Source organism: Campylobacter concisus (genome assembly GCF_001891085.1).
GTDB lineage: Bacteria > Campylobacterota > Campylobacteria > Campylobacterales > Campylobacteraceae > Campylobacter_A > Campylobacter_A concisus_O.
The window spans coordinates 1-17,913 of record NZ_JXUP01000001.1 but is presented as its reverse complement, the minus strand read 5'-3'; the positions used below and the strand labels follow the sequence as shown (position 1 = coordinate 17,913).

Sequence of the window (17,913 nt, the reverse complement as noted above, 5' to 3'; positions counted from 1 at the left end):
ACTTAGAAATCTGAGAGTATAAAATGAAGAAAATTTTTTGCATTATGCTATTTTGCTTCAGCGCATATAGCTGTGATCCAGCGGATCCGGTGTATATGTTTTTGGATTACAATGACATAGATCGTGACGGCATGCTAAATTTAGATGAGTGGACGGCTTGCAAGGTGCCACCAGGACTAAAAATAGCACCAGATCTATGCACTAGTGAGGAATTTAAAAGGCTGGATCTTGATCGTAGTGGCAAAGTTAGCATTAATGAGCTAGGAAGTTTGATATTTCAAAAGATTGACTGGCAAGAAGATCCATGCGCCTCTTGGCTGACTGGCAGTAAAAACGTAGATCAAAATAAAAGTCGATGAAATTTAAAGGAAAGTGATGAATGTAGTTTTTATGGGGACGCCTGATTATGCCGTTAGGATACTTAGGCACCTAAAAGAGGCTGGCTTTAACATAAAAGCGGTCTTTACTCAGCCTGATAAGCCAGTTGGCAGAAAGCAAATTTTAACCCCAAGCGAGGTCAAAATTTACGCGCAAAACGAGCTAGTAGGCGTGCCAGTTTTTACGCCAAATACGCTAAAAGATGAGGCGGTGGTTAACGAGCTAAAGGCGTTTGAGCCTAAATTTATCGTGGTGGCAGCTTACGGCAAAATTTTGCCACAACGTGTGCTTGATGTGGCGACTTGTATAAATTTACATGCTTCGATCTTGCCAAAATATAGAGGTGCAAGCCCCATACAAAGCGCGATCTTAGCTGGCGAGAAGCAAACTGGTGTCACAGCTATGCTAATGGACGCTGGCCTTGATACTGGCGATATGCTGGACTTCATCTACACGTCTTGTGAGAGCAAGATGTCAAGCGAGCTTTTTAGTGAGCTAGGCGAGCTAGGCGGCGAGCTAATCGTAAAAGTGCTTAAAAATTTTGAAAATTTAAAGCCACAAAAACAAGACGAGAGCAAGGCCTCGCACTGCAAAAAGATAAGCAAGAGCGACGGGCTTTTTAGCTTTGATGAAGAAGCGGGGCAAATTTATAATAAATTTCGTGCGCTCACACCTTGGCCGGGGATTTATCTGGCAAGCGGGCTAAAAATTTTATCGCTTGAACTAAGCGAAAAAAGTGGCAAAAGCGGAGAAATTTTAAGCGTAGAAAAGGACCACGTTGTGGTTGCTTGTAAGGGTGGGGCGGTCAAAATTTACGAGCTTCAAGAGCCAAGTAAAAAGCCAACAAACGCAAAAGCATATATAAATGGTAAGCGTCTTAGTGTTGGCGACAAGATAGAGTAATAATCAAATTTAATAGGAGAAAATATGAAAAATGCACTAAGTATAGCAGGTGTTGATCCAAGCGGCGGAGCTGGAGTTTTAGCTGATATAAAGGTATTTATAGCACACGGCGTATATGCGATGGGAGCGATCACAGCGGTCACTGCTCAAAATACAAAGGGCATATTTGGCATGCAGTTAGTTGAGCCAAAGCTCATCGAGGATCAGATCAAGGCGATATTTGATGATATAAGAGTTGATGTGATAAAAATAGGCGTTGTCCCAAGCGTTGAGATCATCGAAAGTGTCGCAAAAACGTTAAGAGAGATCAAAAATTTACCGCCAGTCGTGCTTGATCCTGTTATGAGCTGTAAAAACGGCGACATCTGGCTAGAGGGCGCTGCAAAAGATGCGATCGTGGAGGAGCTTTTCCCACTTGCAAGCGTGATCACGCCAAATATCTTTGAGGCGCGCGAAATTTTAAAGCGTGAGCTAAAAGGCGAGAGCGAGCTAAAAGAGGCTTGCAAGGAGCTTTTGAAATTTGGCACAAAGAGCGTCTATCTAAAGTGTGGCGAGATAGAAGGCAAGTCGCTTGATATATTTTATGATGGCAAGGAATATGAAATTTTTAGCGATGAGCGTATAAAAACGACCGCAACTCACGGCTCAGGCTGCTCGCTATCAAGCGCGATCGCTTCAAATTTAGCAAATGGGCTTAGTCTAAAAGAAAGCGTGAAAAACGCGCATGATTATATCTTTAACGCTATCAAAAACGCGGTCATCATCGGTGGTGGACAAAATCCAGTAAATCACTTCTATAAATTTAAGGTGTGATTTGAAAGTAGAGTTTTTTCAAAGTCTGCTTTCAACACAGGAATTTTTGATAGACGCCCTAAAAAACGGCGAGATAAAGCCTCCGCACATGATCGTGGCGTACAATCAAACAAAAGGGGTCGGTAGCCGCGGCAACAGCTGGGAGGGACTTGGTGGAAATTTATTTATGTCGTTTTGTATAAGTGAAGATGAGCTGCCAAGCGACATACCTCCGCCCTCGATCTCGATATATTTTTCTATGCTGATGCGTGAAGTCTTGAGCGAACTTGGCTCAAAGTGCTGGTTAAAATGGCCAAATGACTTTTATGTGGACGAGCGCAAGATAGGTGGCACTTTAACAAATAAAGTAGATGAAATTTACATTTGTGGCATGGGGATAAATTTAGCTAGCGCGCCTGAAAATGCGGGCATTTTGGATATAAAAACTAGCGTAGATGAGCTAGTTCGGGGCTTTATTAGCATGCTTGATAAAAAGATTTTATGGAAGCCAATTTTTAGCAAATTTAGGATAGACTTTTGCAAGTCAAAAGGTTTTATTACGCATATTGCAAATAGAGCTATTTCGCTTCAGGATGCTGAAATTTGCGATGATGGAGCGATCTTACTAAATGGGGAAAAGGTATATTCTTTAAGATGAGCGAGATAATAACAATAGCTAATCAAAAAGGCGGCGTTGGCAAGACCACAACAGCCGTAAATTTAGCCGCATCACTGGCGGTTGCTGAAAAAAAAGTATTATTAATAGACATCGATCCGCAGGCAAACGCGACAACCGGACTTGGTTTTAGCAGAAGTGACTATGAGTTTAACATCTATCACGTCTTAACAGATAGAAAAAAACTCTCGCAAATCGTATTAAAAACTGAGATCCCAACACTTTTTTTGGCCCCGTCAAATATAGGACTTGTCGGTATCGAGCAAGAATTTAACGACCAAAATAAGGACTATAAACTAATCCTTAAAAATAAAATTTCAGAAGTTGTAAACGATTATGATTTTATTATAATTGATAGTCCTCCAGCACTTGGCAGCATCACGATAAATGCTCTTAGTGCAAGTGATAGTGTTATCATCCCGATTCAATGTGAATTTTACGCACTTGAAGGCTTGGCTCAAATTTTAAATACGGTTAAGATTATTAAGAAGACAATAAATCCAAAGCTTAACATAAAGGGCTTTTTACCGACTATGTTTAGTTCGCAAAATAATCTCTCAAAAGAGACCATTGCAAATTTAAAGCAACATTTTGAAAATAAGCTCTTTAAGAGTAAGGACAGCAAAGAGGAATTTGTGGTCGTTCCAAGAAACGTAAAACTTGCTGAAAGCCCAAGTTTTGGCAAGCCAGTCATACTTTATGATATAAAATCGCCTGGCTCGATCGCATATCAAAATTTGGCATATTGTATTTTAAACTAAAAAATAAGGAAAAAAATGGCTAAAAAAGGTGGATTAGGGCGAGGGCTTAGCGCGATACTTGAAGATGTAGAGCAAGCCTACAGTAAAGAGATCGCAAATTTAAACGACTCTGAGATAGTCGAAGAGATAAATATAGATGAAATTTTACCAAACCCATACCAGCCAAGAACACATTTTGATGAAGAGGCCTTAAAAGAGCTAAGTGCCAGTATTAAAAGGCATGGACTGATCCAGCCAATAATCGTCATCAAGAAAGATGACGGCTATATGCTAATAGCTGGTGAGCGCAGATACCGCGCCACAAAGATGCTTGGAGCAAGCAAGATAAAGGCAATCATCGCTGATATCAAGTCTCAAAATTTAAGAGAGCTTGCGCTTATTGAAAATATTCAACGTGAAAATTTAAATCCGATCGAACTTGCAAAGTCGTATAAAGAGCTCATAAATGAGTATAAGATCACACAAGATGGCCTAGCAAACATCATCCATAAGAGCAGAACTCAGATAACAAATACGATGAGGCTTTTACTTCTTAGTGACTATACGCAAAAACTTTTACAAGAAGATAAGCTCACACAAGGCCACGCTAAAGTCATAGTAGGACTTAGTACTGAAGAAGAAAAGATGGTTGTTGATACGATAATTGGTCAAAAGCTAAGTGTCAGAGATACGGAAATCTTGGTGAAAAAGATAAAAAATAAGGAAGAGATAAAAGACAAAAAGCCAAAAATTTCTGAGGAAATGAGTAAAAAACTATCAAATTTACAAGAAATTTTTAAAAATTTAAAGATAAAAGCAAAAGTAAAATCTAGCAATCTAGTTTTAGAATTTAATAATATTTCACAGGTGGAAGAATTTATTGCTAGGCTAAAATAGAATTACAAATTTATTTTTATTTTTAGTAATTTATTGTAAAATCAGACTTTAATTTGAATATTAAATAAAACTTAATGATAAAATAAGGAGAGTGGATGTTAGAAATAGATGTGCCATTGATGCTTTTAACGGCTGTCGTTTTCTTGGTATTGATCGCTATTTTGAATTCCTTGCTTTATAAGCCAATGCTCAAATTTATAGATGACAGAAATGCTTCTATAAAAAATGATGAAGAGAGTACTAGTAAAAATGCAAGTGATCTAAGTGTTCATGAAAAAGAGATTGAAGAGATTATATTAAACGCAAGGACTGAGGCCAATAAAATAAGGCATGAAGCCTTAAATTTGGCAAAAGAAGAGTCTTTAAAAGAAGTAAATGCTGTAAAAACTAGTTTAGAAGCTGATTACAATGAATTTTTAAATGCTCTAAGCTCCCAGAAAGATAACTTAAAGGCAGATCTATCAGCTAAACTACCTGAACTTAGAGCGGCTTTAAATGCCAAGCTCTCTAAAATTTAAAGGAATTTTATGAAGATAAAAATTTTATTTTTTCTAGCACTTCCATTTCTAGCTTATGCTAGTGGGCATGGCGGAACAAATTACGATATAGTAGAGAGAACGCTAAACTTCTTACTTTTCTTTGCTATTTTGGTATATTTTGCAGCTAAACCACTAAAAGCTCTTTATCAAAGTAGAATTGACAGGATCGCAAACAAGCTTGAAAGTATACAAGAAAAACTCCGTGATTCTAAGGCCAAAAAAGATGATGCTCTAAAACGTGTTGAGGAATCTAAACAAAATGCAAATTCCCTAGTCGAAACTGCTAAAAAAGAGGCTTTAAATTTAGCTGCTAAGGTTAAAAGTGATACTCAAAATGATATAATAAATCTTCAAAAGAGCTACAAAGAGCAAAAAGAATTTGAAGAGCGCAAGATGACAAAAAGCGTTGTAAATGAAATTTTGAGCGATATTTTCTCAAGCGATAGCCTAAAAGTCGATCAAAAAGAGCTTGTAAATATAATACTTAAAAAGGTTAGCTAATGAATGAAGTAGTAGCTAAAAAATACGTAAAAGCGATCTTAAGCGACGTAAAAGACGTAAAATCAGATGAACTTAATGTGTTTGTTGAAAATTTATCAGAGCTGGCAGCAGCTTTTGCTAGCGATAAATTTAAAAGCATTATAAGTTTGCCGACACTAAAGGCTTCACAAAAGGTTGATTTTGTACTATCTTTGGTTAAAAGTCAAGATGTCAAATTTGCAAATTTTATTAAGCTTCTTGGCGCAAATAAAAGACTGGAGCTTATCCCAGCGATCTTAAACGAGATGAAGATAGAGCAATCTTTGCTTGAAAATACATATCGTGGCGAGGTTATTGGAAATTTTGACCTAAGCGCTGAGCAGCTTAAAGCTTTGGAAGAGAATTTCTCTAAGAAATTTGACTCTAAGATCAAGCTTAATGGCTCAAAGAGTGAATACAACGGTGTAAAAGTTGAGTTAGATGATTTGGGTATCGAGGTAAATTTCTCTATCGACAGACTAAAAAGTCAAATGAGTGAATATATATTAAAAGCAATTTAAAAAGGAGTGAAAGCGTGAGTGCAAAAATTAAAGCTGACGAAATTAGCACGATAATCAAAGAGCGTATTGAAAATTTTGATTTAAGTGTTGATGTGGAAGAGACCGGTAAAGTCATCTCAGTCGCTGATGGCGTTGCTAACGTTTATGGTTTGAAAAACGTTATGGCAGGTGAGATGGTTGAATTTGAAAGCGGCGAAAAGGGTATGGCTCTTAACCTTGAAGAGAGCAGTGTTGGTATAGTTATCCTTGGAAAAACTAGTGGTATCACAGAAGGAAGCTCTGTAAAAAGACTAAAAAAACTTCTACGTGTACCAGTTGGCGACGCATTGATCGGCCGTGTTGTAAATTCACTAGGTGAGCCAATCGATGCAAAAGGTCCAATTGAAGCTACTGAATCTCGCTTTGTTGAAGAAAAAGCAAAAGGTATTATGGCTAGAAAGAGCGTTCATGAGCCACTTCAAACAGGTATCAAAGCGATTGACGCACTTGTGCCAATCGGTAGAGGACAAAGAGAACTAATCATCGGCGACCGCCAAACTGGAAAAACAACAGTTGCTATCGATACTATTATCAACCAAAAAGGTCAAGATGTTATTTGTATCTATGTAGCTATCGGTCAAAAACAATCAACTGTTGCTCAAGTCGTTAAAAAACTTGAAGAGTATGGCGCTATGGACTATACAATAGTTGTAAATGCTGGTGCTAGTGACGCAGCCGCGCTTCAATACCTTGCCCCATACGCTGGTGTAACAATGGGTGAATATTTTAGAGATAACTCTCGCCACGCGCTAATCATCTATGATGACTTGTCAAAACACGCGGTTGCTTACCGTGAGATGTCTTTGATCTTAAGAAGACCACCGGGCCGTGAAGCTTATCCGGGCGACGTTTTCTATCTCCACTCAAGACTTCTAGAAAGAGCAAGTAAGCTAAATGACGCACTAGGTGCTGGATCTTTAACAGCTCTACCTATCATCGAAACTCAAGCAGGCGACGTTTCAGCTTATATTCCAACAAATGTTATTTCTATTACAGATGGTCAAATTTTCCTTGAAAGTGACCTATTTAACTCAGGTATCCGCCCAGCGATCAACGTTGGTCTTTCTGTTTCTCGTGTTGGTGGTGCAGCTCAGATCAAAGCTATCAAACAAGTTTCTGGTACACTAAGACTAGACCTTGCTCAGTATCGCGAACTACAAGCGTTTGCTCAATTTGCAAGCGACCTTGATGAGAGCTCCAGAAGACAACTAGAGCGTGGTCAGAAGATGGTTGAAGTACTAAAACAACCTCCATATTCTCCACTTCCAGTTGAGAATCAAGTAGTTATAATATTTGCTGGTGCTAAGGGTTATTTAGATGATGTTGCAACTGCAAATGTAACAAAATTTGAGGCTGAGTTATATCCATATATTGAGGCAAAATACCCTGAAATTTTTGAGCAAATCAGAACTAAAAAGGTTCTTGATAAAGAAGTAGAAGAAATTTTACATAAAGCGTTGAAAGATTTTAAAGCGACTTTTGCCGCTAACTAGGGCTAAGATATGTCAAATTTAAAAGATATAAAACGAAAGATTAAGAGCGTCCAGAACACTCAAAAGACGACGCGTGCGATGAAGCTTGTATCAACAGCAAAGCTTCGCAAAGCTGAAGAGGCTGCTCGATACTCTAGAGTTTATGCACTTAAGATCAATGAGGTTTTATCAGAGATAGCTTATAAAATCAATCAATACGCTTCAGTTATGACTGAGAGTAAATTTTTTAACACAACAAAGAGCGTAGAAAAGGTTGATATTATATTTGTTACCGCTGATAAAGGGCTTTGCGGTGGCTTTAATGTCCAAACTATAAAGACAGTTAGGCGCATGATTGATGAGCTAAAAGCCAAAAAGATCAAAGTCAGACTAAGAGCTGTTGGTAAAAAAGGTATAGAATTTTTCAATTTCCAAGGCGTTGAACTACTTGAGACTTATGTCGGAGCTAGCTCTTCTCCTACATATGAAAAAGCTCAAAATATCATAAAAGACGCTATTGATGACTTTACAAATGGTATAACTGATAAAGTCGTGTTAATACACAATGGTTATAAAAATATGATTTCTCAAGAGATTAGAGTAAATGATATTGTGCCTATTGAGCCGTCTAAGATAGTTGCTGTTGAGACAAATTCTTTGATGGAATTTGAGCCAGAAGATAACTATACTAAGATTATGGATGAATTGCTCAATAAATATTTTGAGTATAGTATGTATTATGCCTTGGTTGACTCTTTGGCGGCTGAGCACAGCGCCAGAATGCAAGCTATGGATAATGCAACAAACAATGCTAAACAACGCGTTAAACAGTTAAATCTTGCTTACAATAAAGCAAGACAAGAGTCTATTACCACTGAGCTTATTGAGATCATCAGTGGTGTTGAATCAATGAAATAAAAGGAGTATGAATGAAGGGTGTTATTAGTCAAGTTATGGGCCCTGTGGTCGATGTTGACTTTAATGACTACTTGCCGAAGATCAATGAAGCTATCGAAGTTTTCTTTGAGGTTGAGGGCAAGAAACATAAACTAATATTAGAAGTTGCTGCTCACCTAGGTGATAATAGAGTCAGAACTATTGCTATGGATATGAGTGAGGGCTTGACTCGTGGCCTTGAAGCTAAAGCGCTTGGTGCACCTATTAGTGTGCCAGTTGGTGAAAAAGTTTTGGGTAGAATTTTTAACGTAGTTGGCGATTTGATCGACGAGGGTGAGGGTATAAATTTTGATAAGCACTGGTCTATCCACCGCGATCCTCCTCCATTTGAAGAGCAAAGCACAAAAAGTGAAATTTTTGAAACTGGTATCAAGGTAGTCGACCTTCTAGCTCCTTACGCAAAGGGTGGTAAAGTAGGCCTATTTGGTGGTGCTGGCGTTGGTAAAACGGTTATTATTATGGAGCTTATCCACAACGTTGCGTTTAAGCACAGCGGTTATTCTGTATTTGCTGGTGTTGGAGAGAGAACTCGTGAAGGAAACGACCTTTATCATGAAATGAAAGAAAGTAATGTTTTGGATAAAGTTGCCTTGTGCTATGGTCAAATGAATGAGCCACCAGGAGCAAGAAACCGTATCGCACTAACTGGTCTTACAATGGCTGAGTACTTCCGTGATGAGATGGGGCTTGATGTTTTGATGTTTATCGATAATATCTTCCGTTTCTCTCAATCAGGTGCAGAGATGTCAGCTCTACTTGGACGTATCCCATCAGCTGTTGGTTATCAGCCAACTCTTGCAAGTGAGATGGGTAAATTCCAAGAGAGAATCACATCAACTAAAAAAGGTTCAATCACATCTGTTCAAGCCGTTTACGTTCCAGCTGACGACCTTACAGACCCAGCTCCTGCAACCGTTTTTGCGCACCTTGATGCTACGACAGTTCTTAATAGATCTATTGCAGAAAAAGGTATCTATCCAGCTGTTGATCCGCTTGATTCAACATCAAGAATGCTCGATCCTCAAATTTTAGGAGCAGATCACTATAAGGTAGCTCGCGGCGTTCAAGCTGTGCTTCAAAAATATAAAGATCTTCAAGATATCATTGCGATCCTTGGTATGGACGAGCTTAGCGAAGAAGATAAGCTAACAGTTGATAGAGCAAGAAAAATAGAGAGATTTTTATCTCAGCCATTCTTCGTTGCTGAAGTATTTACAGGTAGCCCTGGTAAATATGTAAGTCTTGACGAAAATATAGCTGGCTTTAAGGGAATTTTAGATGGTAAATATGATCATTTACCAGAAGCAGCATTTTATATGGTTGGAAATATAGATGAGGCTTTAGCTAAAGCTGAGAAACTTAAGGCTTAAATTTAAAAAGGAAGCGTAATGGATAAATTGCATTTAGAGATCGTAACTCCTCAAGGTCAGATATTTAATGATGACGTGAGCAGTGTAGTGCTTCCAGGTAGCGAGGGTGAGTTTGGTGTTTTACCAAGCCATGCCTCATTAATATCTCTTTTAAAAGCAGGTATTATAGATATAGAACATAAAAATAAAAAACATGATGTTGTTGCGATTAACTGGGGCTATGCAAAGATTGACGAAGGTAAGGTAGTAATACTTGCTGACGGCGCGGTTTACGTCTCTGGCGATAGTGAAAGTGAGCTTGCAAATTCATTGGAAGCTGCTAGAAATTTGATAGAGAGCATGAGTAGTGATACAAATGCTTTTGCAGCAACTATATCTAAAATGGAAAATGTAGTGAGAACTAGATAAGTGGGCGGCATAGATTTATTTTTAAATTACATTCAAAGAAGTAGTTTTATTACAATTATTGTTTTAACTTGGTTGTCAATATATTTTATAGTTAGTTTCACAATTCTTTTTTCAAGAATGGCTGGTATTGGAGCTTGGCAAAAACGTGAGCAAAATGCACTTGAAGCACTGCTTATGGGTGCTAAAAATATTCCAAATGATTCGTCTTTGAGAAAATGTGCAAATGGAAGAATCTCAAGAGAAAAACTAAATGTATGTATAAGCATAGCCGAGAAAAATGCTACAAGTGGGTTAACGTGGCTAAGTGTAATAGCATCTACTTCGCCTTTTATTGGTCTTTTTGGAACCGTTGTTTCTATTTTAGAGACATTTTCACAGCTTGGAAATGGTGGAGGTTCATCACTTGGTATTATCGCTCCAGCTATTTCAGAGGCACTTGTTGCAACTGGTTGTGGAATTTTTGTTGCCATCCCAGCATATACATTTAACTTACTCATAAAAAGAAAAGCTTATGAATTAATGAGCGTTATCGAGCGTCAGGCTGATGTAATGATAGCACTTAAAAAAGATGATGAGATACTATAAATGGCCGTTAAATTTACCGATGAGACACCAGAGCTAAATATAACTCCTCTTGTTGATATTATGCTTGTTTTACTAGCCATTTTAATGGTTACTATGCCAACTATAACATATCAAGAGGATATTACTCTTCCGGATGGTTCAAAGGCGAAAACTTCAACATCTAAGCAAAAAGACCTTATAGTATCTATAAATTCGCAAGGACAAGTTAGAATTGATCAGAGTACTATGAGCCTTGCTGAGTTTCCTGATAATATTGCATTAATGAGTACGAAATACGATAAAACCTCGCCTATCTATATAAAAGCTGACAAAAATTTAAAATACGATGATGTTATGTTTGTATTAAAGACTTTGAAAGGTGCTGGTTTTAATAAAGTAGCTTTAGAGACAAACGGTTAAAATGTCAAATAAAGTTAAATTCCCAACGCTTAGTTCGTTTCTTGTAGCGTCTTGTATTTACGTTATTATTATACTTATTTTGTTTATAAAGCTTACTTTTTTTGCAGAACCTCCTAAAAAATATACTGATGATAAAGATGCTATTATGGATGTGGTTATGGTTGATAGAGAGGTTGATCAAACCATTAAAGCCCCAAAACAAGCAGATGAAGTAGTTAAAGAGACAAAGCCTGAACCTAAAAAGGAATCTGAAGAAGATAAACAAGAGACTACAAATAAGCCTGTTGTACCAGATGAACCATTACCTACCCCAAGCTTGCCAACTCCTCCAAAAGAAGAGCCAAAGCCTGAGCCTAAAAAACCAGAACCAAAACCAGAAATTTTAAAACCAAGTGAAGAGCCTAAAGAAGATATTAAGCCAGAACCAAAACCTGAGCCTAAGCCTACACCAAAGCCAGTTGAAAAGCCAAAACCAAAAGAACCAAATATAAAAGACCTTTTTAGTGACATAGATTCTACGAAACTTAAAAAAGATGATGGTATAAAAAAGGCCGAAAATAAAGTGCAAAGCCGTAAAAAAAGCGAAGCTTCTAGTTCAAAAGCCGCAAAAGAAGCTAGTGATATAATAAAGAGTTTAAAGATAGATCAAAATCCAACTGCTCCAAAATCACAATCTACCGGTACTTACGATCCACTAATGGGTGCGATAACAAAACAAATTCAAAGAAGATGGCAAAGTTATAAGGCTGATTCTGCAAATTTAGCTAAAGTTAAAGTTATGATAGATCAGAGCGGAAATTTTAGCTATGAAATTTTAGAGCTATCATATAATGAAGAATTTAACGCAAAAGTAAGAGAGTGCTTAGAAAAACTTACAACGGAGAAATTTCCATTCAATCCAGACAAAAGCACTACTTTTAATTTAAATTTAGAAGATAAAATAAACTAAAATTTATAAAATTATGGAGTAGAGATGAAGAAAATTTTTCTTTTTTTATGTGTTGCTCTAGGGCTTTATGCTGCTGATGCGACCATATCTGTTGTAAACCAAGGTGTTGCTTTGCCAAAGATAGCTTTGCAAGATGCAACAACTGCTGTTAGCGATGCGGGGTTTAAAGATAAATTCTTTAAAATCATGCTAGGAGATCTAAAGGTTAGTTCCGATTTTGAAGTAATCGAAGATCATGTGCCTTCTACCTATGAAGGAGATGCGACTACTAATACAATGAGTGATAAAGGCGTCGAGCTTATCTTTAGATATGCTCTTGAAGGCTCTATGGGCTCTCCTCTTACTTTGAGAGTAAAACTGATAAACGCTAAGACAGCAACTACAAGATATGAGAAGGTTTATGCTATGCCAGACGGCGCAAAGTATCCGTTTTTGGCGCATAAAAGTATAGTTGAGCTTACTAATGAACTAAATTTACCACCAGTTGGCTGGATGGAAAAATTTATTATTCTTTCAAAATATACTTCAGCTCGCCAAAGCTCTATCATAGTTGCTGATTATACACTTACATATCAAAAGACTATAGTAAGTGGCGGGCTAAATATTTTCCCTAAATGGGCTGGAGCTGATCAAAGTAAATTTTACTATACATCTTATGTAAACAATAAGCCAACTTTATTTAGATATGATCTAAATTCTGGCACAAAAACAAAGATAATTGATAGCATTGGCATGCTTATAGCCTCAGATGTTAGTAAAGATGGAAGTAAAATTCTATTAACCATGGCACCAAAAGATCAACCAGATATCTTTATCTATAATACAAATAGTAAAAGTTTGACGCAGATTACTAATTATCCAGGCATAGATGTAAATGGAAATTTTGTTGATAATGACAGCAAGATAGTTTTCGTTTCAGATAGGCTTGGCTATCCTAATGTTTTTGCAACCCCTGCGATTTCTGGCGGAAGCGTTGAACAAATGGTATTTCATGGTAAAAATAATAACTCTGTAAGCACATTTGAAAATTATGTTGTTTATTCAAGTAGAGAAGCAAGTGGTAGCTTTAATATATATCTAATTTCAACTCAGACTGATTTTATACGTCAGCTTACAGCAAATGGTAAAAATAACTATCCAAGATTCTCAAGCGACGGGCAAAGTGTTGTCTTTATAAAAGAGCTTGGCGGTCAAAGTTCACTAGGTGTTGTTAGGCTAAATGAAAACAGAAGTTTTCAGTTTCCTTTAAAAGTAGGAAAAATTCAATCTATAGATTGGTAATATTCTGATAAAATTTAAGATTTTTGTGATATAATTCGACCAAATTTCTAAAAAAGGATAAGGAATGAAAAAAGTAGTTCTAGCAAGTGTTGCAGTTGCAACTTTATTGTTGAGCGGTTGTAGCTCAAAAAACCCTGAAGTTGATATGAATTCAAATTCAAATCAATCTGCAGACAATTCAGGTAGCATGAGCGATGCTGATAGATTAGCAGCTCTTATTGCTAACATCGAGAGTCAAGTTAAAAGTGTATACTTTGACTTTGATAAATTTAATATCAAAGCTGATCAACAAGGCGTTGTTAGCTCAAATGCATCAGTATTTAACCAAGCTGACGCTCAAGCTCTTTCTATAAAAGTAGAAGGTAACTGCGATGAGTGGGGTACAGATGAGTATAACTATGCTCTTGGTTTAAAACGTGCTAAAAGCGCTAAAGATGCTCTTGTAAGAAATGGCGTTAGTGCTGATAGAATCGCTGTAGTTAGCTTTGGTGAAAGCAATCCAGTTTGCACAGATAAAACAAAAGCTTGCGATGCTCAAAATAGACGTGCAGATTTCAAAGTACTTCCATAATTTATAATTAAATAATAATGAACAAAAAATTAATTATAGTGGCTCTGATTGGAGCCACTATCTCCATTACCTCTGGCCAAGAGATTTCAGCTTTTGATGCAGGCAATATGGATAGTGCGAATCCATATGGTCTAACTGATAATGAAAAAGTTACCTTAAATAATAAGCGAAGCGTTCAAAATATTGAAGAGAATATGAATAATGTTTTAGAACAACTTCAAGGTTTGCAAAGCTTGATTGAGAGCATGAGTGCTAGAATGAATAAGCTTGAGCAAAGAATAAATGATATAGAAACGAAGGTAAATGGCGGCATAAGTGATTCTGGTGTAAGTTTGACATCATTGAAGGCTTATGTTGATGAAACTAGAGATATACAAGACAAAAACTACAAAAATATTACTGCTGCCTTAAATAAATTAGGTGCAATAATGGATAAAAATGCTGCTCAACCAAAGCAAAATGCAAATCCAAAACAACAAAGTAAGCCAACTTCAAATTTTAGTGGAAAAAGCGATAAAGATATTTTGGCTGATGGCATTAAACTTCTAAATTCTGGCAATAGCACAGAAGCAGCTGAATATTTTGAATATTTAAATAAAAAAGGCTATAAAACTGGTGCAACAAATTATTATTTAGGTGAAGTTGCTTACAGTCAAAAATCATACAGTACAGCTATACAATACTATAAAAAAAGCATACAGAACGAAGATAAGGCTGACTATACACCAAAACTTCTATATCACACAGCTATAAGCTTTGATAAGATAGGTGACACGCAAAGTGCAAATAGATTTTATAAGGCTTTAAAAGTCGGTTATCCAGATAGTAAAGAAGCCAAAGCCTCTCCCAATAGAAACTAAATTTTAATCTTTTTTAGATATAATCCCACATTAATCAAAAAACCAAATCTAAGGAGATTATTGTGAGTAAAGATCAAGTTATAACTATGTTTTACGAACTAAAAGATGTCAATACTGGTGAAATTTTAGAGTCAAACATGCAAGAAGGTGGCCAAATTTCGTTTATAACAGGGCATGGCCATATTATAGAAAAGCTTGAAAAAGAAGTAAGCAAATTAAAATCAGGCGAAAGAGCAACTATAAGCGTAAAGGCAGCAGAGGGTTGTGGTGAATATAATAACGAAGCCATTCAGTCGTTACCAAAAGAGCAGTTTGCTGGTATAGATTTACATGAAGGAATGGAACTTTTTGGTCAAAATGAGGATGGCTCAAGCGTTCGTGTTATTGTTAAAGAGATCAAAGATGACGAAGTAACAGTTGATTTTAATCACCCATATGCTGGTAAAGATTTGTTATTTAATGTTGAAGTTTTAGAAGTTAGAGATGCGACAGAAGATGAAAAAGCAACAGGCATGGTAGCTGGGGCTCATACTTGCGGTTGCGGTGGTCACGATCATGAGCATGAACATGAGTGCTGCGGAGGTCATGGATACGGACATGAGGATGGCGGTTGCGGTTGCGGTGGACACGGACATCACCATCACTAAGAAGCTAAAATGAAAAAATTTGCTTTTGTTTTTGCGGGCCAAGGCTCGCAAAGTATTGGTATGGGAAAAGACTTTTACGAAAATTTTTCTACTGCTAAATTACTTTTAAATGATGCTTGTAATGATACTGGCATTGATTACAAAGAGCTTTTATTTACACAAAACGATAAGTTGGATAAAACAGAATTTACTCAGCCAGCTATCGTTTTAAACTCACTAATGACTTATTTGGCTTTTTCAAATTTTATTAAAGAAAAACCAGAATTTAGCCTTGGGCACTCACTTGGAGAATTTACTGCTCTTGCAGTTAGTGGAGCATTTAATTTTATTGATGCGATTAGGCTTGTAAATTTGCGTGGTAAATTTATGCAAGAAGCCTGCGTTGGCAAAGATGCTGGCATGATGGTAGTTCTTGGACTTAGTGATGAAGTGGTTGAAGAAATTTGTAAAAAAGCAAGAGAAGAAGGCTTACAAATTTATGCTGCAAACTACAACTGCGATGGACAAATCGTTGTTGCTGGTGTAAGAGCCGATCTTGCTAGCTATGAAGCAAAATTTAAAGAAGCTGGCGCAAAAAGAGCAATGCTTTTAAATATGTCAGTAGCAAGCCATTGTCCGATACTTGAACCAGCTAGTGTTAGACTAGCAAGCGAGCTTGAGAGTACTTTGGCTGCCAAATTTTCTCCTGTTGTCTCAAATGTAAATGCTAAAATTTATACCGATAAAAGTGAAGCGCTAGTCCTGCTAAAAGAGCAGCTAATAAAACCAGTTTGCTATAAACAAAGCATTAAAAACCATGAAAATGATGTTGATTGTTTTATCGAGCTTGGTGCTGCGACGCTAAAGGGTATCAATAAAAAAATTACCGAAAAGCCAACTTATAGTATTACTGATATGGCAAGTCTTGAAGAAGTTGTGAAAATTTTGGAGAAGAGATGATAGCGATACTTGGAGCTATGCAAGAGGAGATAACACCGATCCTTGAAATGGTTGGTGAATATAAAACTGTTCAATATGCAAATAATAAATTTTACTTAGCAAACTATAAAGGAAAAGAGCTAGTCATTGCCTATTCAAAGATAGGCAAAGTAAATGCAGCTATAACAGCAACTTTAATGATAGAAAAATTTAAGGCCTCAAAATTGCTCTTTACTGGCGTAGCTGGCTCACTCGATGAGAGCCTAAAAATAGGCGATATGCTTTATGCTACTAGCTTAGTGCAGCATGATCTTGATATTACGGCTTTTGGACATCCTTATGGCTATGTGCCAGGCACAAGTATATTTGTCAAAAGCGATGAAGGACTAAACGAACTGGCAAAAAAGATAGCCGATAAAAAAGATATGAGCTTAAGTGCTGGTATTATTGCGACTGGAGATCAGTTTATCTGCGATAATGAAAAGAAAGCTTGGATTAAAAAGATATTTAATGCGAGCGCTACCGAGATGGAAGGTGCTAGCGTTGCACTAGTTTGCGAAACACTTGGTGTGCCATTTTTTATACTAAGAGCTATCAGCGATGGAGCTGGTGATGCAGCAGAGTTTGACTTTGATAAATTTTTGCAAGATTCAGCAAGTGTTAGTGCAAAATTTATACTTGAAATGGTAGAAAATTTATGATAGAGCTTAGCAAAAGGCTTCTTAGGCAAGTTGGTCAGACAAATGCCAGATACAAGATGATAGAGGGCGGAGATAAGATCTTGCTTGGTCTTAGCGGTGGTAAAGATAGCCTCGCACTAGCTCACGTACTAAAGCATATCCAAAACGTTACACCTGAGAAATTTGAGTTTAAAGCAGTAACACTAAGCTACGGCATGGGTGAGGACTACGCTTATCTTACGAAGCATTGCAATGAGCACGGAATAGAGCATGAAGTGATAGATAGCTCAATCTTTGAGATTTCAAAAGAGAAAATCCGTAAGAATTCCAGTTTTTGTAGTTTCTTTTCTCGTATGAGAAGAGGTTATCTTTATACTTACGCCTTAAAACATGGTTTTAATAAACTCGCGATTGCTCATCATTTAGACGATGCAGCGGAGAGCTTTTTTATGAACTTTACATATAATGGTGCACTAAGGACGCTTGCTCCAAAATATACTGCAAAAAATGGAATCACGGTTATTAGGCCATTTATCTTCGTTCGCGAGAGACAGCTTCGCGAAAATGCTATCAAAAATGAATTAAGAGTCATTGGCGATGAAGCATGCCCTGCAATGAGATTTGACGTGAAGATGCCGCATGCTAGATATGAAACCAAACAGCTTTTAGCAACATTAGAAAAAGAAAATCCAAAGCTTTTTACTTCGCTAAAAGCAGCATTTGAAAATATCCATACTGATACTTTTTTTGCTCTCAATAGCAGTAGTGAAGAGTAAAATTTTACTTGCTTTTTGGGACTAGTCCCAAAAAGC

General features: G+C 37.0%; 23 protein-coding genes. All 23 read left to right on the top strand.

Translation table 11 applies throughout. The features are described from left to right. Positions 1–23: 23 nt before the first annotated feature. The 23 genes from TH67_RS00115 to TH67_RS00005 all read left to right on the top strand — a co-directional run bounded on the left by TH67_RS00115 (position 24) and on the right by TH67_RS00005 (position 17,877). Positions 24–359, top strand: coding sequence for a GDP-mannose dehydrogenase (locus tag TH67_RS00115; RefSeq protein WP_072593831.1), 336 nt, complete (start codon positions 24–26; stop codon positions 357–359). Between the two features lie 16 nt (positions 360–375). Beyond that, on the top strand, positions 376–1,281 hold the full coding sequence (fmt, locus tag TH67_RS00110; RefSeq protein WP_072593830.1) for a methionyl-tRNA formyltransferase: 906 nt from the start codon (positions 376–378) through the stop codon (positions 1,279–1,281). Positions 1,282–1,305: 24 nt separating this feature from the next. Continuing rightward, positions 1,306–2,094 (top strand): bifunctional hydroxymethylpyrimidine kinase/phosphomethylpyrimidine kinase, encoded by a 789-nt coding sequence (gene thiD, locus TH67_RS00105; protein ID WP_072593829.1) that lies wholly within the window; start codon positions 1,306–1,308, stop codon positions 2,092–2,094. A 1-nt stretch (position 2,095) separates the two neighbouring features. Then, entirely contained in the window at positions 2,096–2,731 is a 636-nt protein-coding gene (locus TH67_RS00100) for a biotin--[acetyl-CoA-carboxylase] ligase (RefSeq protein ID WP_072593828.1), read from the top strand. Next, positions 2,728–3,510, top strand: coding sequence for a ParA family protein (locus TH67_RS00095; protein ID WP_021090449.1), 783 nt, complete (start codon positions 2,728–2,730; stop codon positions 3,508–3,510). Before TH67_RS00100 ends, TH67_RS00095 begins: the two co-directional genes overlap by 4 nt. A 15-nt stretch (positions 3,511–3,525) precedes the next feature. Beyond that, positions 3,526–4,386 (top strand): ParB/RepB/Spo0J family partition protein, encoded by an 861-nt coding sequence (locus tag TH67_RS00090; RefSeq protein WP_072593827.1) that lies wholly within the window; start codon positions 3,526–3,528, stop codon positions 4,384–4,386. A 95-nt stretch (positions 4,387–4,481) separates the two neighbouring features. Beyond that, complete coding sequence (locus TH67_RS00085) at positions 4,482–4,904, top strand: FoF1 ATP synthase subunit B' (protein ID WP_072593826.1); 423 nt, start codon at positions 4,482–4,484, stop codon at positions 4,902–4,904. A gap of 9 nt (positions 4,905–4,913) precedes the next feature. Next, positions 4,914–5,426: a F0F1 ATP synthase subunit B gene (locus TH67_RS00080; protein WP_072593825.1), complete on the top strand. Its 513-nt coding sequence runs from the start codon at positions 4,914–4,916 to the stop codon at positions 5,424–5,426. Further along, positions 5,426–5,965: a F0F1 ATP synthase subunit delta gene (locus TH67_RS00075; RefSeq protein WP_072593824.1), complete on the top strand. Its 540-nt coding sequence runs from the start codon at positions 5,426–5,428 to the stop codon at positions 5,963–5,965. Before TH67_RS00080 ends, TH67_RS00075 begins: the two co-directional genes overlap by 1 nt. A gap of 14 nt (positions 5,966–5,979) precedes the next feature. Further along, entirely contained in the window at positions 5,980–7,497 is a 1,518-nt protein-coding gene (gene atpA, locus TH67_RS00070; protein WP_072593823.1) for a F0F1 ATP synthase subunit alpha, read from the top strand. 9 nt (positions 7,498–7,506) lie between these two features. Continuing rightward, positions 7,507–8,394, top strand: a complete 888-nt coding sequence (gene atpG / locus TH67_RS00065; protein WP_072593822.1) for an ATP synthase F1 subunit gamma — start codon at positions 7,507–7,509, stop codon at positions 8,392–8,394. Positions 8,395–8,405: 11 nt separating this feature from the next. Next, on the top strand, positions 8,406–9,803 hold the full coding sequence (gene atpD / locus TH67_RS00060; protein WP_072593821.1) for a F0F1 ATP synthase subunit beta: 1,398 nt from the start codon (positions 8,406–8,408) through the stop codon (positions 9,801–9,803). An 18-nt stretch (positions 9,804–9,821) separates the two neighbouring features. After that, positions 9,822–10,211, top strand: coding sequence for an ATP synthase F1 subunit epsilon (atpC, locus tag TH67_RS00055; RefSeq protein ID WP_072593820.1), 390 nt, complete (start codon positions 9,822–9,824; stop codon positions 10,209–10,211). Further along, positions 10,212–10,796 (top strand): MotA/TolQ/ExbB proton channel family protein, encoded by a 585-nt coding sequence (locus TH67_RS00050; RefSeq protein ID WP_051288435.1) that lies wholly within the window; start codon positions 10,212–10,214, stop codon positions 10,794–10,796. Further along, entirely contained in the window at positions 10,797–11,195 is a 399-nt protein-coding gene (locus tag TH67_RS00045; protein ID WP_072593819.1) for a biopolymer transporter ExbD, read from the top strand. Position 11,196: 1 nt separating this feature from the next. Then, the gene (locus TH67_RS00040) at positions 11,197–12,144 is read left to right on the top strand and encodes a TonB C-terminal domain-containing protein (RefSeq protein WP_072593818.1); all 948 of its coding nucleotides are present in this window, start codon (positions 11,197–11,199) and stop codon (positions 12,142–12,144) included. Between the two features lie 24 nt (positions 12,145–12,168). Continuing rightward, a complete protein-coding gene (gene tolB, locus TH67_RS00035) occupies positions 12,169–13,425 on the top strand; it encodes a Tol-Pal system protein TolB (protein ID WP_072593817.1) in 1,257 nt (418 codons plus the stop codon). Positions 13,426–13,489: 64 nt separating this feature from the next. Further along, positions 13,490–13,996 carry an OmpA family protein gene (locus tag TH67_RS00030; protein WP_021090913.1) on the top strand — a complete coding sequence of 169 codons (507 nt, stop codon included), beginning with the start codon at positions 13,490–13,492 and terminating at the stop codon, positions 13,994–13,996. A gap of 17 nt (positions 13,997–14,013) precedes the next feature. After that, a complete protein-coding gene (locus TH67_RS00025) occupies positions 14,014–14,856 on the top strand; it encodes a tetratricopeptide repeat protein (protein WP_072593816.1) in 843 nt (280 codons plus the stop codon). A gap of 56 nt (positions 14,857–14,912) precedes the next feature. After that, on the top strand, positions 14,913–15,503 hold the full coding sequence (locus tag TH67_RS00020; protein ID WP_180371710.1) for an FKBP-type peptidyl-prolyl cis-trans isomerase: 591 nt from the start codon (positions 14,913–14,915) through the stop codon (positions 15,501–15,503). Between the two features lie 9 nt (positions 15,504–15,512). Beyond that, entirely contained in the window at positions 15,513–16,442 is a 930-nt protein-coding gene (gene fabD, locus TH67_RS00015; RefSeq protein WP_072593814.1) for an ACP S-malonyltransferase, read from the top strand. Continuing rightward, the gene (locus TH67_RS00010; protein ID WP_072593813.1) at positions 16,439–17,122 is read left to right on the top strand and encodes a 5'-methylthioadenosine/adenosylhomocysteine nucleosidase; all 684 of its coding nucleotides are present in this window, start codon (positions 16,439–16,441) and stop codon (positions 17,120–17,122) included. Before fabD ends, TH67_RS00010 begins: the two co-directional genes overlap by 4 nt. Beyond that, on the top strand, positions 17,119–17,877 hold the full coding sequence (locus tag TH67_RS00005; protein WP_021090654.1) for a tRNA 2-thiocytidine biosynthesis TtcA family protein: 759 nt from the start codon (positions 17,119–17,121) through the stop codon (positions 17,875–17,877). The genes TH67_RS00010 and TH67_RS00005 overlap by 4 nt, the downstream gene beginning before the upstream one ends. The last annotated feature ends 36 nt before the right edge of the window (positions 17,878–17,913 follow it).

Bases quoted from the DNA above. Each gene is read 5' to 3' on its own strand.
- TH67_RS00115 (WP_072593831.1), top strand. From the start codon at position 24: ATGAAGAAAATTTTTTGCATTATGCTATTTTGCTTCAGCGCATATAGC.
- fmt (WP_072593830.1), top strand. From the start codon at position 376: ATGAATGTAGTTTTTATGGGGACGCCTGATTATGCCGTTAGGATACTT.
- thiD (WP_072593829.1), top strand. From the start codon at position 1,306: ATGAAAAATGCACTAAGTATAGCAGGTGTTGATCCAAGCGGCGGAGCT.
- TH67_RS00095 (WP_021090449.1), top strand. From the start codon at position 2,728: ATGAGCGAGATAATAACAATAGCTAATCAAAAAGGCGGCGTTGGCAAG.
- TH67_RS00090 (WP_072593827.1), top strand. From the start codon at position 3,526: ATGGCTAAAAAAGGTGGATTAGGGCGAGGGCTTAGCGCGATACTTGAA.
- TH67_RS00085 (WP_072593826.1), top strand. From the start codon at position 4,482: ATGTTAGAAATAGATGTGCCATTGATGCTTTTAACGGCTGTCGTTTTC.
- TH67_RS00080 (WP_072593825.1), top strand. From the start codon at position 4,914: ATGAAGATAAAAATTTTATTTTTTCTAGCACTTCCATTTCTAGCTTAT.
- TH67_RS00075 (WP_072593824.1), top strand. From the start codon at position 5,426: ATGAATGAAGTAGTAGCTAAAAAATACGTAAAAGCGATCTTAAGCGAC.
- atpG (WP_072593822.1), top strand. From the start codon at position 7,507: ATGTCAAATTTAAAAGATATAAAACGAAAGATTAAGAGCGTCCAGAAC.
- atpD (WP_072593821.1), top strand. From the start codon at position 8,406: ATGAAGGGTGTTATTAGTCAAGTTATGGGCCCTGTGGTCGATGTTGAC.
- atpC (WP_072593820.1), top strand. From the start codon at position 9,822: ATGGATAAATTGCATTTAGAGATCGTAACTCCTCAAGGTCAGATATTT.
- TH67_RS00045 (WP_072593819.1), top strand. From the start codon at position 10,797: ATGGCCGTTAAATTTACCGATGAGACACCAGAGCTAAATATAACTCCT.
- TH67_RS00040 (WP_072593818.1), top strand. From the start codon at position 11,197: ATGTCAAATAAAGTTAAATTCCCAACGCTTAGTTCGTTTCTTGTAGCG.
- tolB (WP_072593817.1), top strand. From the start codon at position 12,169: ATGAAGAAAATTTTTCTTTTTTTATGTGTTGCTCTAGGGCTTTATGCT.
- TH67_RS00030 (WP_021090913.1), top strand. From the start codon at position 13,490: ATGAAAAAAGTAGTTCTAGCAAGTGTTGCAGTTGCAACTTTATTGTTG.
- TH67_RS00025 (WP_072593816.1), top strand. From the start codon at position 14,014: ATGAACAAAAAATTAATTATAGTGGCTCTGATTGGAGCCACTATCTCC.
- fabD (WP_072593814.1), top strand. From the start codon at position 15,513: ATGAAAAAATTTGCTTTTGTTTTTGCGGGCCAAGGCTCGCAAAGTATT.
- TH67_RS00010 (WP_072593813.1), top strand. From the start codon at position 16,439: ATGATAGCGATACTTGGAGCTATGCAAGAGGAGATAACACCGATCCTT.
- TH67_RS00005 (WP_021090654.1), top strand. From the start codon at position 17,119: ATGATAGAGCTTAGCAAAAGGCTTCTTAGGCAAGTTGGTCAGACAAAT.